Here is a 15,413-nt window from a genome sequence, read left to right on the forward strand (position 1 = left end):
CATTCGATAGAGAGGTTTCCATGTCCCGTTTTTTACTTTGTAGTTTTGCACTCGTTTTACTCTACCCTACTGCCATTGATTTGTATCTTGTTGGTTTGCCTCAAATTGCGTCAGATCTCAACGCCAGTGAATCTCAGTTGCATATTGCGTTTTCGATCTATTTAGCTGGCATGGCTACCACCATGTTATTCGCGGGGAAAGTTGCAGACTCTGTGGGACGAAAGCCTGTTGCCGTCGTCGGCGCGATGATCTTCGTGCTCGCGTCTTTTCTCGGCGGGATGGCTGAGCAACCAAACACTTTCTTGATTGCTCGCTTTTGCCAAGGCATCGGAGCTGGATCTTGCTATGTCGTCGCATTCGCGATTTTACGCGACACGTTAGACGATGAACGCCGCGCGAAAGTATTGTCGATGCTCAATGGCATCACCTGTATCATTCCAGTGATCGCACCCGTGATTGGTCACTTGATTATGCTGAAATTTCCTTGGCCAAGTTTGTTTACCACGATGGCAGGAATGGGCATTCTCGTCAGTGTATTGGCCATTTTTGTGCTCAAGGAATCACTACCCAGCCAACAAGGTGAAGAACAGACAGCGCCAGAGATCCATCAAGAGACTTTCTTCGAGCGATTTTTTATCAGTAGGCTGATCATTACTGCACTTGGAGTGACCACCATTCTGACCTTTGTTAACGCTTCACCAATTGTCGTGATGAGCATGCTTGGTTTTGATCGCGGTGGCTATTCTTCCATCATGGCCGGGACTGCGACGATCAGTATGTTGATTTCGTTCTCGGCGCCATTGGCATTGGGGATTTTCAAGCAGCGAACCTTAATGATGACCTCTCAAGTATTGCTCGCTTGTGCAGGCATCCTGCTCAGTGCTGCCCATTTCCATGATGGACAATCTCATTACTATGTGTTCGGACTTGGGCTGATTTGCGCTGGCTTCGCTTGTGGCTTTGGCGTGGCCATGAGCCAAGCGCTCAGCCCATTCTCTCAACAAGCTGGCGTGGCGAGCTCACTACTGGGCATTGCTCAAGTTTGTAGTTCCGCGTTCTATATTTGGTTTATGGGTTTCATCGGCGTTAGTGCACTGAATATGTTGGTGTTTATCTTAGTGTTAGGTAGCGTAATCAGCCTTGCTCTAATACTATTGATTCCAAAGCCTGTTCACGATACCCATTATGAAGAAATCCCTAGCGCGACTTGATTTAAACTTATTGTTCACTCTGCAATTATTGCTGCAAGAGCAAAGCGTCTCGAAAGCCTCGAAAAAGCTGAACGTTACGCCCTCTACCGTAAGTAAGTCGCTCAACAAACTTCGTCATTGGTTCGATGATCCTTTGTTTGTCAAAACACCTAAAGGTCTTGCGCCAACGCCTTTGGCGCAAAGCATGGAGCAAGATCTTGCAGAATGGCTGCAAATTGGCAGCCAGATTGCAGAAAAACGCAGCGATATTACGCCTAAAGGAGTGCGTTTTGATATCACGATTGAGTCGCCATTAGTACTCACGGTGCTGGACAGACTCATCGTCGCTATCCACCAGCGATACCCTGAAGCGAAAGTAAAAACCAGTAACTGGGATTACGATTCACTCGACGCCATCATTCGAGGCGAGGCAGATATCGGTTTTACCGGCCGAGAAAGTCACCCGAGATCGAAAGAGTCGTTGGATCTTCTGCCGTATTTCTTGGATTTTGAGATTCTATTTTATGACCTGCCGATGGTGTATTTACATAAAGATCATCCGGCATTACAGCAAGAGTGGAATCTCGAGACCTTTCTGAGCTACCAACACATCAATATTGTTTGGGAAAAAAGTGAAACTTGGGCGTTGGATGAAGTGTTAACGGAACTAGGGCTACAGCGCTCTATCGGGCTGACGATGTCCAACTTTGAGCAATCCCTTTTTATGGCAGCGCAGCCGACGCATGACATGATCACCACCGCGCCGCACTATTGCAAAAGCTACACAGAAAAGCTGCATCTCGATTTGGTGTGCTTGCCAATTCCGTTAGACCAAACTCAACAAGACAAGTTACTGATTCCATTTACCATGATTTGGCATAAACGCAATGCGTACAATCCCAAATTGCTATGGTTGAAAAACACCATCAAGTCATTGTACAAACAACAATCCCTACCACAGTAACACTCAGGCTAAGGTCAGGTTTTCTTTGGTGATTTTTGATGGTTTTCTCGCTCTGACAGCTATAACTAATCACTTTATCAACTAATGAAAAAGGCCGTTTGACGCTACACTCAATCCATATTTCTGCGTTAAGGGCCAAGGATGTCGACCTTTTTACTCACTGCTATTACGATGCTGGCGTTCGCCGCCAATTCATTATTGTGCCGACTTGCATTGGCCGAAGGGTTGATTGATGCAGGAAGCTTCACTCTCGTTCGATTGATATCTGGCGCGATTACCTTAATCGCATTGCTTGTCGTGAGAGGTCAGTGGAAAACCGATCGGCCAACTTCTCGCTTTCGCTTTTTTGCTGGCGTGGCGTTATTTGGTTACGCTGCCCTTTTCTCTTTCGCGTACTTACAACTGGCGACAGGAACCGGTGCTTTGCTTTTGTTTGGTGCCGTGCAACTGACGTTACTGGCCATCTATTGGTGGCAAGGTGAGCGCTTTCAGTTTCTCGAAATCATCGGTATCGGCCTTTCGATTGTTGGCTTTGTTTGGTTAATGTTGCCATCTGCCACTCGCCCCGACATCAGTTCTGCACTTCTCATGTTGATTTCTGGCGTTTGTTGGGCTGCGTTTACTGCGCTCGGCAAACAAGCACCTTCTCCAAGTAGTGGCATCACGTGGGGATTTATCGCTGCATCTATAATTGGCATACTGCTATCACCATTGATGCTGTCCTCAATCCATCTCTCTCTGAGCGGAATTTTGCTCGCTATCACGTCTGGCGCCATTGCATCTGGCCTTGGTTATACACTTTGGTATCAAGTCATGCGTAAGCTCTCTTTGCTTCAAGCCGCCGTCAGCCAACTTTCCGTGCCAGCCATTGCTTTGCTGTTAGGTACCGTCGTACTCCACGAGTCTCTTTCACTGCATACACTTTTAACCAGTGGCATCATTCTTGGTGGTATCGCTTTGGTTTTTTTATCTCGATCCAAAAAAACAAGCGAACAATCGGCAAGCCGATAAAAAATAATAACTTTCCCTCTCAAATACCCATTCATCATCTATGCTTTTTAAAGCAGCAAAGCTCATTGCAGATGGTACGAGTGGCCTGCTTTAGTATCAGGCGAAGGATATAAGGTGAGAATTGGCTCACACAACACGACGGTTTTGTTTCAAAAGTGAGAATCGTCACAGATCGCGATTTTGCTCGTTTTAGGCGTTTCGTCAATAACGCCAAGGGCTAGCGCGAGATCGAGCCAAATACGCACTTTGTGTTTTGACAAAGGGTTTACAAAGCACACTTTTTCACCCGCTATATTCCGCCCCCCGAATTTATTCAGAACAAGATTCTGAATATTCACATAAGAAATTCATCAACTTATAACGATAAGCCTGAGCAAACTTTGACACTATGAACGACAAAATAAAATTCGCTATTAAAGTATCGCTTAGCCTGACTCTGGCTTATCTGATCCCGTTTGCCATGGGTTGGCCGCAAGCATCGACGGCCGCAACCACAGTGATGCTGATTGCATCCACAGGCAGTCGTCGTGAATCCCTCGCCAAAGGTACCTTACGCGTGTTCGGTACGTTGGTTGGCGCCGTCGTTGGCTTGTTACTGGTGGGATTGTTTGCTCAAGACCGCTTGCTGTACATGCTGAGCGTGTCGGTTGTGGTCTCTTTCATTTTTTACTTCCGTAATGCCTACCAAAAAGATCCAACGCTACTCATGCTGACCGGCGTCATGACGCTGATGATGTCCAATGGAGGTGACGCAGAAGGTGCGTTTCTTTATGGCGTTGACCGCGCTTATATGACGGTGTTTGGGGTGGTGGTTTACACACTCGTGGGGACTTTCTTATTCCCGACCAAAACAGAACAAAACCTAAGACAACTCATCGAACAACTCAACCAAGCACAACGCGCGCTGTTCACCGCTGTCTTGCAAAATTTCGAGCAAAAATCGGCAGGGCAAGTTTCTCCTCAAGAAGAGGGAGTCGAAAATCCAGAAGCTGAAGAGCCACAACCTAGCGTGGATTCTCTTATCGAACAGATGTTTGCCGCCCAAAATGCGCTCGAACAGCGTTTTGCCACAGTCAGTGTGGAATGCAGCGACGTGTCGGCCTACATGAAAGAGTGGCGCTTGGCGGTTCATTTGAACAAGCAGGTAACGCAACAATTGACCGTCGCGGCGCACAGCCACTTTAGCCACCAGCAAGACCGTGAAAGCATCAGCAACTTTGATCAAGCCGTTGCGGAAATTGACGCGCTATTTGATACCTGCCAACAAGTCTGGGACGAAAAAGAGCCCGCTTTTCGTGCTCAAGAGTTCAAAGTCGAATACAACCAGGCGTTGCTTGAAGACGCGGCGCACCTAGAGAAAGGCTCTGCGCTTATGCTGGGGCACCTCTTGGGGCTCATGCATCAAAACTTGTCGCGTTTAGCGGAGAGCATTAGCTGCATTGACTCTGTAACGAACAATGTCTCCTTTGACGTGCCACTGCCGAAACCGAAAGGCAAGTTTCTATGGTGGGACGCAGAAAACTTTAAAACCGCGGTCAAAACCTTTGTCACTTATTGGGTTGCAGGACTGATTTGGATTTATTTCAATCCACCAGGCGGCTACTCGTTCGTAGTCTTCTCGACCATGTTTATGTCTTTGCTGTCGTTCGTGCCTGTGCACCCGATTTTGTTGCTTGTGCTGTTCACTTTCGGCTTCTTGTTCGCGGTGCCTTCTTACGTCTTCATTCTTCCGCAATTGGATCTCGGGTTAGAACTTGGTCTGTTCATCTTTATCTACACCTTTATCGGCTTTTATCTGTTTAACGGGCCAGTGACGATTTTCTACATGGTGGGCTTGTTTGTTCTCGGTTTAGACAACAACATGTTCTATCACTTCGGAATCCTCATGACGATCATGCTGCTGTTCTACATGGTGGTGTTCATGATCATTTTCGCGCACTACTTCCCGTTTAGCTCACGACCAGAACACCTCTTTTTGACCATAAAAGAGCGCTATTTTAGGCACACTCGGGATCTGTTTGACTCCTATCAGAAGCAGTCTAGCTCGATTATTACGCCGCTCAAACGGGCCTTGCATTTGGTGACGCTCAACGTCTCATCGAAAAAGCTCAAGGTGTGGGGTTCGAAAATCAACCACAAACACTTTGACAAAACCACGCCAGAAGCGATTGGCGCGTTTAGCAAAGCGTGTGATGTACTCAGTAATCACATCAACATCTTAATGGCCGCCGAGAAAAAGTTGCTGACCAATCCGCTGATTACTCAACTTCGCCAACAACACCGCGATTCCATCATTCCTTTGATGGCGGGCGCTTTAGCCAGCCATCAAGCAACACAAGAACTCGATTCCGTATTCGACCAATACAGTCAGGATTACCAATCATTCGAAGATAAACTGGAAGATTTTTTTAGTGAGTTAGATTTATCTGACTACGCTTATTCAGAGATAGCCGGTTTTTATATCTTGCTGAATTTAAAACGGAACGTGTTCGAAGCAATCAAGCATTGCAAGCAAACCTACGAGGATATCGATTGGGTGAACTTACAACAGAAGCGTTTTTAAAGGTGGGGATATGATGCTTCCAAAACTAACTAAACCAAGCCTCGCCATACTTTCTCTGCTCGGGCTCAGTGCGTGTACCACTGTGGGGCCAGACTATGTCCACCCACCGCAAACGCCATTACCAAGCGATTGGTCGGTGCAAAAAGCAGCCAAAGATACGCAGCAATCCGAGCAACAATTACAACAGTGGTGGCAGCAGTTTAACGACCCGACGCTCAATCAATTAGTCGAGTTGGCGAATGAGCAAAACCTAGACATAGAAGCCGCGGGGCTGCGCATTGTTCAAGCGCGTTCATTGCTCGGCATTTCGACCGGCTTGCAATACCCGCAAGTTCAAACCGTGTCAGGAAATCTAGCGCGTGCCTACGTGAATGATCAGGGTGTAAACAACGCCGCTCTGTCGTTTGATGCGGCGTGGGAAATGGATATTTGGGGCAAATACGCTCGTGGCATCGAATCAGCAGAAGCCGGTTATTACGCATCCATCGCGTCGTATCACGACATCATGGTCACCATCACCGCAGAAGTGGCGCGTAATTACATCAACTATCGCACATTCCAAGAACGTATTTTGCTGTCTCGTCGCAATATCGAGATTCAAGAGCGTGTCGTCCGCATTACACAGGTGCAGTTCGACTCTGGTAACGTTACAGAATTGGACGTTCAACAGGCGAAAAACCAACTCTATACCACCAAAGCGGCATTACCGAGTCTCGAAGTCGCGATGAAACAATCACGTACCGCGTTGGCGTTATTATTAGGTGCATTACCGGAAGAAGTAGACGAGCTGCTGCAATCAGATGGAATGCATAAGCAAATTGCTGACTACGAAAAACAGTTCAAATCGACAGGCAGAAAATCGGCTTTATCGGGCACCGACGAGCGCTCCATTGTGCCGCGTCCACCGCTGTTGGATACCCAAGTGGACGCAAACTTAGTGATGCGACGTCCGGATTTGCAAGTCTCTGAGATGCAAGCTCGCGCACAAAGCGCACAAATTGGCGTGGCGGAAACCGCTCTTTACCCAAGCTTTTCATTGTTCGGTTCCATCGGTATCGACAGTACGGTTCCCGATGGCAGCAGTTTCAGTTTTAGCGATTCGCTCACCATGGTGGTCGGCCCAACGTTCAGTTGGAATATTTTCCAATACGGACGCGTGAAAAATAACATTCGTTTCGAAGATGCTCGCTTCCAAGAAACGCTGACGAACTACAACAAAAAAGTGCTGCAAGCCGTTAATGAAGTGACCAATGCAATCGAAGCGTATGACCTGTATTTGCAGCAAAAAGATTTACGTTTGCAATCAGTCAACTCTTCCATTCGTGCATTCAACATCTCCATGACGCAGTACGAAAATGGCCAAATCTCTTTTGAACGTCTGCTCAACTCGGTAGAGAAAATGACCCGTGCAGAAGACAGCTACGCAACGATCAAAGGGAACGTCGCGAACCAAGTTGTAGCGCTCTACAAAGCCCTAGGTGGAGGCTGGCAAACCCAAACAGGCAAACCCTTCCTCAGTGAATCTATTGCCAAGCAAATGACAGAACGAACTGACTGGGATGGTTATTTAAATGAAGAAAACCGCGTATTGCCGCCTTTGCGCCTCGAAACTCCGGATGAGACCAGTGATGAGAACAAAACGGAGGATCTCTAATGCCTCATGAACTCTCTTGGGGAGACATTTACTTTTCTCCCACGTTACTGGTGCTCTTTCTCGCCGTCACGGCAACGTGGATAACGGTGATGATATTGAACAAGACACGTCTGTCTCGCTTCATTGCTTTTCCGTCTCTGACGTTTATTGCCATCATGGTCGGTTATGTGGTGGCCATCGACAGCTTTTATATTCAATTTTAGGTGCCAAACAAGATGAAAAAACTATTCGTAATCGCACTCAATCTTGTCATTCTTGGTGGCGCAGCTTGGCTCGGCTATCAAAAATTTGAAGAGTATTTTAATAACCCTTGGACACGCGACGGCCAAGTGCGCGCGAACGTCATCAAAGTAGCTCCTCGTGTATCAGGCCCAATTGTAAATGTCGCGGTGCAAGACAACCAAGAAGTGAAAACAGGCGATTTACTGTTTGAAATCGACCCTGCGACTTACGAAGTTGCTTTGTCTCAAGCCGAAGTGGCACTAGAACGCGCCATTGTTAGCTCTCGCGGTAAAAAAATCGAATACGACCGCCTTAAAGATATTCGCGCCAAAGACCGCGGCGCGGTTTCTCACAAGGATCTGATTCGTCGTGAAATCGCTTACGAAGAATCGCTACTGCAAATCAAATCTGCAGAAGAGCAATTAAAATCAGCGCGCCTTAACCTCAGCTTTACCAAAGTTTATGCGACCGTCGATGGTTTTGTGTCTAACCTCGATATTCGAAACGGTACGCAAGCGGTCGCAAACCAGCCACTGCTGGCGCTGATCGACAAGAACAGTTTCTGGGTGTTTGGTTTCTTCCGTGAAAACCAACTCGCGCAAATCGAACCGGGTAGCCAAGCACGTGTCACTTTGATGTCTCACCCAGACACGCCAATTGACGCAACGGTTGACTCTATCGGTTGGGGTATTGCGCCGAAAGACGGCACGGTCGGCTACAACCTTCTTCCAAACGTGAACCCTGTATTTCAGTGGATTCGCTTAGCACAACGTATTCCGGTGCGAATCTCAATCCAAGAACTTCCAGAAGATGTTGATCTTCGATTCGGGCTTTCTGCGTCCATCATGGTGATGAAAGATTCATCGGCAGAAAATGAACAGTAACTAAGTGAGAAGAACCATGGTCATTGGTAAAAAACTCAAAAACATTAATGAAGAAAACAACTTCTTCTATCTAACTTTAGCGCTGGTGATTTTGTTGCTAGGGAGTGCGATGGCACAAGTGGTAGGTGAAGGTACGATTGAACACATACTGCAGGCGTTCACGGTTCTCACGTTCATTGTCTGTTTTGCCAGCCTTCGCTTCGACAAAATGTGGTCTCGTTTCCTCTATACCCTGTTTGGCGTTTGGGTTCTTGTGATTGTTATCAAGACCGTTTTCAACATCCGAGAGATGAATGTAGTGATGCTTGCCCTCACCTTCGCATTCTTTTTCGGCACTTTTAAATCCATCGCAAGGCAGATTCTTTTCACTGGCCACGTCAATAGCAACAAAGTCATTGGCTCAGTCGCGCTTTTCTTACTGCTTGGTCTGATGTGGGCAATTGCCTATCTCATTCTTCTAGAGTTCTCGCCAACCTCATTCACTGGGATGGAAGCCATTTCTTGGGGGCAGAATTTCTCTAATGCGGCGTATTTTAGTTTCGTCACCTTAACCACGCTTGGTTATGGCGATATCAGCCCTCTAACGCCATTGGCTCAAGTCGTGGTGTATTTAGAGGCCATTACAGGTGTGTTCTATATGGCGATTGTTGTTTCAAGTCTCGTCAGCTCTAACATTGATCATCAGGTAAACAAAAATGGATAAACAATCGGTAAAAATCGACAGTAAGCTTTTCATCAGTAATATGGTGGAATCAGCAATACGCATTGGCTTGATCTTCGTCTTGCTGATGTTTACATACGACATCATCAAACCCTTCATTCTTCCCGTTATTTGGGGTGCAATTATAGCCGTCGCTTTAATGCCACTTACAAAAAAGCTGGAGCGTGCATATGGCGGTCGTAGAGGCCTGGCAGCCACAACGATTGCTTTACTTGGTATTGCACTCTTAGTCACACCACTTGTTATGGTGTCAGGCTCCATTGTGGATGGTGCAACGCATGCGCTTGAAGTATTGCAAAACGGACAAGTGAAGATCCCAGGTCCAAAACCTTCCGTTGCGGATTGGCCTGTCGTAGGTGATAAGCTCTATGAGGTGTGGACCCTATTCGCGACTAACCTTGAACAAGCGATTCAAACCTTTATGCCGCAGATAAAGTCCGCGCTCACTTCTTTGCTAGGCACACTTGGCGGTGTATTGGGCAGTTTACTGCTTTCAATCTTGTCACTTGCGATTGCAGCAGGTTTTATGACGTACTCTGAATCTGCAGCATCAGGGCTAAGAACCATCGCTATTCGTACCGCTGGTGAAAACGCTAAAAGCTGGACCACGCTTATCGCAGCAACCATTAAAAGCGTACTGCTTGGCGTAGTCGGTGTGGCGGCGATTCAAGCCCTATTGATCGGTGCTGGTTTCTTTGTATTTGGCGTTCCAGCAGCTGGTTTGCTCACTCTGATTCTGATGATCTTGTGTATCGCTCAGCTACCAGCGCTGCTTGCCGTACTACCAGTGATCGGCTTTATGTACATGACTCAAGATACAACGACAGCCACCATGTTTACTGTCTGGGTAGTAGTTGCAGCTCTTTCTGAAAACCTGTTCAAACCAATGTTAATGGGACGTGGTGTCGACGTACCAATGCCTGTGATTCTGCTCGGTGCCATCGGTGGTATGCTTTTCTACGGCATCGTTGGTCTGTTCTTAGGTGCTGTTATCCTGGCGATTTGGTATGAGTTATTTGTTTGGTGGTTGAGCATTGAGAAAGCACAACAGCAAGAAGAAATGGCAGAACAACAAGACGCTTCTGATGACCAATCAGAGCCTGGACACGGTGCAGGCATTTAATAAATCAATAAGTTAGAAAGAAATTTAATCTATAATTTATGATATCAAACCGCTCTATTGCAGCGGTTTGATTCTATTTGGATCACAGTTTCCCCGTAATAAATGCGATAAAAATGACGTTCTTGTTAAATTTTCATACTTCTTACACTTGGGAGTTGCAATCGGGCAATGAACGATGCACTCTCGATGACCACTAATTTGCTTAGGATAAAAACAATGAAATTGATCAAGCCTTTAACTTGTGCGCTTGCTCTCGCAATGAGTGGCATGGCATTCGCAGATGTAACCGTGAGTGTTCCTGACAACGTTTCAGTATTAGCGGCTAACGGTGAAAAAGCAGACCTTTCGGGTGGTTTTTTCGCCTCGGAAAGAACACTAACGTTACCTGATGGCGTTAACCAAGTCGTATTTCGCTTCGCCCCTTACTTTAACCAAGGTAATGACCGTTTAAGTGTTGAAAGCGATGTTATCGTTACACGATTTGACGCTGCCAATGCCGAGCTGACGCTACAAATGCCAGAATACCGCAACCTTCGCGATGCGGAAGAAAAGATCAAGGACTTAGATTGGAAACTGGTTGATGATTCAGGCAACACCGTCGCCGTTGAGCAAGACAAATTGATCAAACCGGGTATGCAAATCGGTCGTGATTACGTACGTGAAGTGGAAAGCTACAACAAAACAGGCGGCGTTGCTGCTATCGCTGTTGCTGGTGCAGCCGTTGCTCAACCAGTCACACTGCCAGCAAAGATTCCTGAAGATATGAAACAAGCGAGAGCGACTGCGGCTAAATCAGATTCGACAGCAGAAGAGATGCTGCACTTCTGGTACCAAAAAGCAGACGCAGAAACCAAAGCTCGCTTTAAAGCGTACGTTAATCAACAATAAGTCTGATTAACTCTATCGATATTAAAAAAGCCACTTCATGTGGCTTTTTTGATCGAACAAGCTAGGAAGCTTGAGCGACTTTGGTATTGGTGATCATCATGTCTTCAATATGGTTATATCAATTTAACCAAACGCTACCAGTAACGCTCATAGATGATATTGCCTCCTGTTTTAGGACGATACTTTTCCAACCCAAGCCCTTGTAAGACTGGCAAGGTATCTTTGATCATCTGCGGGTTCCCACACATCATGACAAAACTACTTTGAGCAGAGAATGGCACATCAGCAGCGTTGGACAGTCTACCCGATTCGATGAGTTCGGGAATTCGACCTTGTAACTGGCCATCCACCACTTCCCTACTGACTATCGGGATGTACTTTAATCTGCCTTCATATCGTTGCTGTAGTTGCTCAATCAGATATTTGTAGACCAGATCTTTTTCGTAGCGAACCGCATGAACAAGCACAATTCGCTCATTATGGGGTGGTAAGTTTATATCATCCAGTAGCGATAAAAACGGTCCAATACCTGTACCTGTAGATAGCAGCCACAGATCATGAGCCTGTTTAGGAATAGAGTCGTGGATTAAGTCACCATGTGCGGTCTCACCAACATAAATACTATCACCAGATTTAAGCTTTTGGAGCCTTGGGGAAAGTTGTCCTTGAGGGTCCGCTACTATTAGGAACTCCAACCAATCGAACTGTTCGCTTGGTGCATTAACCACAGAGTAAGCACGACTGATCGGCTTGCCCTCATCATCTAGCAAAGCAAGCTTGGTGAACTGGCCGGCTTTAAAGGTAAGAGGCGCGCCTGAGACCCTTAAACTGAACAGCTCGCCAGTCCAGTCAATGCGTTTTTCCACCTTGGCTAGATTGAAACCTTTCAGCTCAGTCATGAGACACCTCCTATTTGGTTACTCTTAGTTAAACTTACGCCTTCAACTCGATTATGTAAAGTTTCTAGTTTACATAATAAGATTGCCATTTCATTTCACATTTTAAAAACAATTTTATTACATATTAAATGATTACATCTAGAATAAATGCTCAAAGTGATAAGTCGCGTCGCAATTTGTGGCAATGCAGATGAAAAAGGAGCACTAAAAATGGACACACTGTTAAAGGACTTTCCCGTTATCACAGAGATCAAAGTCGCATGGGGTGAAATGGATGCTCTGCAACACGTCAATAACGTTGTCTATTTTCGCTACTTTGAGACGGCGCGTTTAGATTACTTCAACAAAATTAATCTGCTAGTCGACCTGCAAACCTCGCAAATTGGGCCAGTACTGAGCGAGACGCAATGCCGCTACAAGCTTCCTGTCACTTACCCAGACACGTTATTAGTCGGCTCGCGCGTGATCGACATGCAAGAAGATCGCATCACGATGGAATACCAAGTGCTGAGTAAGAAGTGGGGTAAGATTGCGACCATCGCGACCGCTACTGGTGTGATGTTTGATTTTAAGAACAACGTAAAAGCGGCGATTCCTGACCACGTTCGCCAGTCGATTTTAGACTTGGAAGGAACTGTGGGTAGCACGCATCATTTAGAGTAGCAAGAAACAAGAGATTAAAGGCGAGGTTACCGACAGCGATTCTTCATCGCTGTCGGGAATAACGTATGGCTAATCTTCCAACCTACGCGATAAGAGAACTAGCGTCATTCTAGCGAGCCAAGGCGAGACTAAGAATCTACTTACCGCTTGCTGCAGGCCATAGAGCTATGAATAAACTCAATACAATCTGAGGGTAGATTCTGAATCACGCTTTAGACATAACAGCAGAGCTACTCTTCCAGCCTACGCGATAAGAAAAGCTGCGTCATTCTAGCGAGCCAAGGCGAGACTAAGAATCTACTTACCGCTTGCTGCAGGCCATAGAGTGATTAGCAGAACGTCTCGATGTACAGCGCTTCCACCTTATCTCTTGCCCATTGCGTTTTACGCAAAAACTTCAGAGAAGATTTGATCGACGGATCTTTCTTAAAACAGTTCACTCGAACGCGCTCATACATGCCATTCCAACCAAAGTGTTCAACTAGTCGGGTGACGATTTTTTCTAAACTCAACCCGTGAAGTGGGTTGTTCGGCTGCTGTTGGCTCATGCTATTGATCCGGTAAAGTGAAGTTGCACGCTAATCTAACTCAAACTCGCCGTGCAACCTAATGTTTTAACCTTGAATTGGCCTACGACTCTCCCCTATAGTAACCCAAACTTCTTAAAAGCCCTTTTCATTATGAAAGCCCTCAACGACCTCAATATTTTTGTCGAAACCGCGCGCCAAGGCAGCTTTTCAAAAGCCGCTAACAGCATGGACATGACACCTGCCGCCATTAGCGCATCGATTAAGCGTCTTGAAGGGCAAATCGGTTTCCCGCTGTTTGTGCGTTCTACCCGAAGCCTGCGTTTAACCTCAGAGGGCGAACTATTTTTAGACAAAACCACGCAAGCGTTGGCAACATTGCAAGAGGGGTTGGATCAGATCTCAAGTGCGCGTGGTGAGTTATCTGGTCAACTGCACATTACTGCGCCCTCCGATTTTGGTCGCAATATGTTGCTCGATTGGGTGGATGAGTTCATCGATCTCTACCCAAATGTTTCCATCAAACTAGAGCTGTCCGATAGCTTGACGGATATGTACACCAAGCCTGTCGATATTGCGATTCGCTACGGCGAGCCGGCCGACTCTAATCTGGTCGTGTTGGCATTGTGTGGGGCAAACGAGCGGATCTTATGTGCATCGCCAGAGTACGTAGCTACACATCCAGAACTCACCTCTCCTGCCGATTTAACGCAACACAACTGTTTGTGCTATATGGTCGCGGATTCGGTCTACAACAAATGGACGCTCACGCGTGACGGCGAGAAAGAACAAGTCGTGGTCAGCGGTAACTTGATGAGCAACGATAGTGACTTGCCACATCGGTTAGCGATCAAAGGCAAAGGCATTGCGAATAAATCGTTGATGGACATCAGCCGAGACTTAATCGAAGGAAGATTGGTGCGAGTGTTACCAGAGTGGGATTGCGGCCCAGTACCGCTCTACATGGTGTGCGCCGATCGTCGGTTACTAACGCCAACGATTCGGACTTTCCGCGACTTTATCCAACAAAAATGCTGCCAGCAACGCGCCAACGTGCTGGCAACCTTCTGTCATTAGGCGATAAATCGTAGAGGACGAATCTGGGTATACTCAACCCAATCGTTCTCTTCCAATGTTTCAAGAAACATCGCCATGTGTGGGCTTTGCAAATGCTTATCCAAGGCCTCTTGCGATGCCCAAATCTCTTGGAACATAAATAGGCCTTCAACTTTCTCATCAAGATACAACTCGTATTGGCAACAGCCTTCTTCTTGACGAGTTGGCTCTAGTAAACCAGCAAGCAAATTCACCACCTGATCCTTGCTGTCTGGGTAGGCTTTCACTTCTGCAACTAAGTGGATCATCGTTTTATCACTCTTTTGCGATTTATATATTGGTTACAGGGTTCTACGTAACCAGCAAGTAAGCTCGAATTAGATCTCGGTGAATACGGTTTCTGCGTCCCAGCGAGACTTTGGCGTTTTCGCGTTGAAGTCATCTTCCGCGTGGTAGCCAAGCGGCACGATCACAACGCTGGTGTAACCTTTTTCGCGCAAGCCAAATTCTTCATCCAGCACTTTGGGATCAAACCCTTCAATTGGCACTGCATCGATTTCTAGCGTCGAAGCACCCAGCAGCAACGTACCCACGTTGAGGTAAACTTGTTTCTCCATCCAATGGTTCGCATCTTTCAGATCAAAACGGTGCATGTTCACAAAGTAGCTACGACCACCGCGCACAGCCGCTTTCGCTTCTTCGGTTGGGAATCGGCCATCTTTTTCTTCTTGCGCCATTAGCGCTTCAATGTAGTCGTTATCAATGCCTGTTTTCGCACAAAACACCAATACGTGAGAAGCGTTGAGAATCTTCGCCGCGTTAAACGCGTAGTTCTCTTGTGCCGCTTTAGCGATGCGCTGTTTACCTTCTTCTGTGCTTGCCAGAATGAAATGCCAAGGTTGAGAGTTCACACTCGATGGACTAAAACGAACCAGCTCTTTAACTGCATCGATTTTTTCTTGAGGTAGCTTGCGTGTTGGGTCAAACACTTTCGTTGAGTAACGAGATTTTGCAGCTTGTACGATATCCATGAGGTTCTCCAATTAAT

16 protein-coding genes are annotated in these 15,413 nt (G+C 46.6%); 12 read left to right on the forward strand and 4 right to left on the reverse strand.

What is annotated here, in order from left to right; translation table 11 throughout:
- The first annotated feature begins 20 nt into the window (after nt 1–20).
- The 10 genes from F7Y48_RS15010 (at nt 21) to F7Y48_RS15055 (ending at nt 11,220) form a co-directional block, all read left to right on the forward strand.
- On the forward strand, nt 21–1,211 hold the full coding sequence (locus tag F7Y48_RS15010; protein WP_316684969.1) for an MFS transporter: 1,191 nt from the start codon (nt 21–23) through the stop codon (nt 1,209–1,211).
- Nucleotides 1,186–2,154, forward strand: coding sequence for an HTH-type transcriptional regulator YidZ (gene yidZ / locus F7Y48_RS15015; RefSeq protein ID WP_048625413.1), 969 nt, complete (start codon nt 1,186–1,188; stop codon nt 2,152–2,154). The genes F7Y48_RS15010 and yidZ overlap by 26 nt, the downstream gene beginning before the upstream one ends.
- A gap of 141 nt (nt 2,155–2,295) precedes the next feature.
- Nucleotides 2,296–3,165: a DMT family transporter gene (locus F7Y48_RS15020; protein ID WP_021452935.1), complete on the forward strand. Its 870-nt coding sequence runs from the start codon at nt 2,296–2,298 to the stop codon at nt 3,163–3,165.
- 388 nt (nt 3,166–3,553) lie between these two features.
- Nucleotides 3,554–5,728, forward strand: coding sequence for an FUSC family protein (locus F7Y48_RS15025; RefSeq protein ID WP_316684970.1), 2,175 nt, complete (start codon nt 3,554–3,556; stop codon nt 5,726–5,728).
- A gap of 10 nt (nt 5,729–5,738) precedes the next feature.
- On the forward strand, nt 5,739–7,382 hold the full coding sequence (locus tag F7Y48_RS15030; RefSeq protein WP_316684971.1) for a TolC family protein: 1,644 nt from the start codon (nt 5,739–5,741) through the stop codon (nt 7,380–7,382).
- A complete protein-coding gene (locus tag F7Y48_RS15035; RefSeq protein WP_005462724.1) occupies nt 7,382–7,585 on the forward strand; it encodes a DUF1656 domain-containing protein in 204 nt (67 codons plus the stop codon). Before F7Y48_RS15030 ends, F7Y48_RS15035 begins: the two co-directional genes overlap by 1 nt.
- A gap of 12 nt (nt 7,586–7,597) precedes the next feature.
- Entirely contained in the window at nt 7,598–8,488 is an 891-nt protein-coding gene (locus tag F7Y48_RS15040) for an HlyD family secretion protein (RefSeq protein WP_006740779.1), read from the forward strand.
- A 16-nt stretch (nt 8,489–8,504) separates the two neighbouring features.
- Complete coding sequence (locus F7Y48_RS15045) at nt 8,505–9,191, forward strand: potassium channel family protein (RefSeq protein WP_005396612.1); 687 nt, start codon at nt 8,505–8,507, stop codon at nt 9,189–9,191.
- Complete coding sequence (locus tag F7Y48_RS15050) at nt 9,184–10,332, forward strand: AI-2E family transporter (RefSeq protein WP_005396613.1); 1,149 nt, start codon at nt 9,184–9,186, stop codon at nt 10,330–10,332. The genes F7Y48_RS15045 and F7Y48_RS15050 overlap by 8 nt, the downstream gene beginning before the upstream one ends.
- A gap of 216 nt (nt 10,333–10,548) precedes the next feature.
- Complete coding sequence (locus tag F7Y48_RS15055) at nt 10,549–11,220, forward strand: DUF2057 domain-containing protein (protein ID WP_237311376.1); 672 nt, start codon at nt 10,549–10,551, stop codon at nt 11,218–11,220.
- A 134-nt stretch (nt 11,221–11,354) separates the two neighbouring features.
- Here F7Y48_RS15055 and F7Y48_RS15060 read toward each other — a convergent pair whose 3' ends face one another.
- Nucleotides 11,355–12,119, reverse strand: coding sequence for a ferredoxin--NADP reductase (locus F7Y48_RS15060; protein ID WP_047009626.1), 765 nt, complete (start codon nt 12,117–12,119; stop codon nt 11,355–11,357).
- Nucleotides 12,120–12,329: 210 nt separating this feature from the next.
- Between F7Y48_RS15060 and F7Y48_RS15065 the strand changes: the two genes are divergently transcribed.
- A complete protein-coding gene (locus F7Y48_RS15065; RefSeq protein ID WP_005374933.1) occupies nt 12,330–12,782 on the forward strand; it encodes an acyl-CoA thioesterase in 453 nt (150 codons plus the stop codon).
- A gap of 329 nt (nt 12,783–13,111) precedes the next feature.
- Here the strand turns inward: F7Y48_RS15065 and F7Y48_RS15070 are convergent, their stop codons facing one another.
- Nucleotides 13,112–13,330, reverse strand: a complete 219-nt coding sequence (locus F7Y48_RS15070) for a VF530 family DNA-binding protein (protein ID WP_005374929.1) — start codon at nt 13,328–13,330, stop codon at nt 13,112–13,114.
- Nucleotides 13,331–13,462: 132 nt separating this feature from the next.
- On the opposite strand from F7Y48_RS15070, the gene F7Y48_RS15075 reads away from it, so the two are divergent.
- Nucleotides 13,463–14,386 (forward strand): LysR family transcriptional regulator, encoded by a 924-nt coding sequence (locus F7Y48_RS15075; RefSeq protein WP_020838235.1) that lies wholly within the window; start codon nt 13,463–13,465, stop codon nt 14,384–14,386.
- Here F7Y48_RS15075 and F7Y48_RS15080 read toward each other — a convergent pair.
- Together F7Y48_RS15080 and nfsB are read right to left on the reverse strand one after the other, a co-directional pair.
- Entirely contained in the window at nt 14,383–14,673 is a 291-nt protein-coding gene (locus F7Y48_RS15080; RefSeq protein ID WP_140069405.1) for a putative quinol monooxygenase, read from the reverse strand. The two genes, F7Y48_RS15075 and F7Y48_RS15080, sit on opposite strands and share 4 nt — an antisense overlap.
- Nucleotides 14,674–14,742: 69 nt before the next feature.
- Nucleotides 14,743–15,396, reverse strand: a complete 654-nt coding sequence (nfsB, locus tag F7Y48_RS15085) for an oxygen-insensitive NAD(P)H nitroreductase (RefSeq protein ID WP_074190356.1) — start codon at nt 15,394–15,396, stop codon at nt 14,743–14,745.
- Between the last annotated feature and the right edge of the window lie 17 nt (nt 15,397–15,413).

Source organism: Vibrio sp. 2-1-2a (assembly GCF_032648565.1).
GTDB lineage: Bacteria > Pseudomonadota > Gammaproteobacteria > Enterobacterales > Vibrionaceae > Vibrio > Vibrio diabolicus.

Excerpts from the sequence above, each read along its gene's own strand:
- F7Y48_RS15010 (WP_316684969.1), top strand. The coding sequence starts at position 21 with ATGTCCCGTTTTTTACTTTGTAGTTTTGCACTCGTTTTACTCTACCCT.
- yidZ (WP_048625413.1), top strand. The coding sequence starts at position 1,186 with ATGAAGAAATCCCTAGCGCGACTTGATTTAAACTTATTGTTCACTCTG.
- F7Y48_RS15020 (WP_021452935.1), top strand. The coding sequence starts at position 2,296 with ATGTCGACCTTTTTACTCACTGCTATTACGATGCTGGCGTTCGCCGCC.
- F7Y48_RS15025 (WP_316684970.1), top strand. The coding sequence starts at position 3,554 with ATGAACGACAAAATAAAATTCGCTATTAAAGTATCGCTTAGCCTGACT.
- F7Y48_RS15030 (WP_316684971.1), top strand. The coding sequence starts at position 5,739 with ATGATGCTTCCAAAACTAACTAAACCAAGCCTCGCCATACTTTCTCTG.
- F7Y48_RS15035 (WP_005462724.1), top strand. The coding sequence starts at position 7,382 with ATGCCTCATGAACTCTCTTGGGGAGACATTTACTTTTCTCCCACGTTA.
- F7Y48_RS15040 (WP_006740779.1), top strand. The coding sequence starts at position 7,598 with ATGAAAAAACTATTCGTAATCGCACTCAATCTTGTCATTCTTGGTGGC.
- F7Y48_RS15045 (WP_005396612.1), top strand. The coding sequence starts at position 8,505 with ATGGTCATTGGTAAAAAACTCAAAAACATTAATGAAGAAAACAACTTC.
- F7Y48_RS15050 (WP_005396613.1), top strand. The coding sequence starts at position 9,184 with ATGGATAAACAATCGGTAAAAATCGACAGTAAGCTTTTCATCAGTAAT.
- F7Y48_RS15055 (WP_237311376.1), top strand. The coding sequence starts at position 10,549 with ATGAAATTGATCAAGCCTTTAACTTGTGCGCTTGCTCTCGCAATGAGT.
- F7Y48_RS15060 (WP_047009626.1), bottom strand. The coding sequence starts at position 12,119 with ATGACTGAGCTGAAAGGTTTCAATCTAGCCAAGGTGGAAAAACGCATT.
- F7Y48_RS15065 (WP_005374933.1), top strand. The coding sequence starts at position 12,330 with ATGGACACACTGTTAAAGGACTTTCCCGTTATCACAGAGATCAAAGTC.
- F7Y48_RS15070 (WP_005374929.1), bottom strand. The coding sequence starts at position 13,330 with ATGAGCCAACAGCAGCCGAACAACCCACTTCACGGGTTGAGTTTAGAA.
- F7Y48_RS15075 (WP_020838235.1), top strand. The coding sequence starts at position 13,463 with ATGAAAGCCCTCAACGACCTCAATATTTTTGTCGAAACCGCGCGCCAA.
- F7Y48_RS15080 (WP_140069405.1), bottom strand. The coding sequence starts at position 14,673 with ATGATCCACTTAGTTGCAGAAGTGAAAGCCTACCCAGACAGCAAGGAT.
- nfsB (WP_074190356.1), bottom strand. The coding sequence starts at position 15,396 with ATGGATATCGTACAAGCTGCAAAATCTCGTTACTCAACGAAAGTGTTT.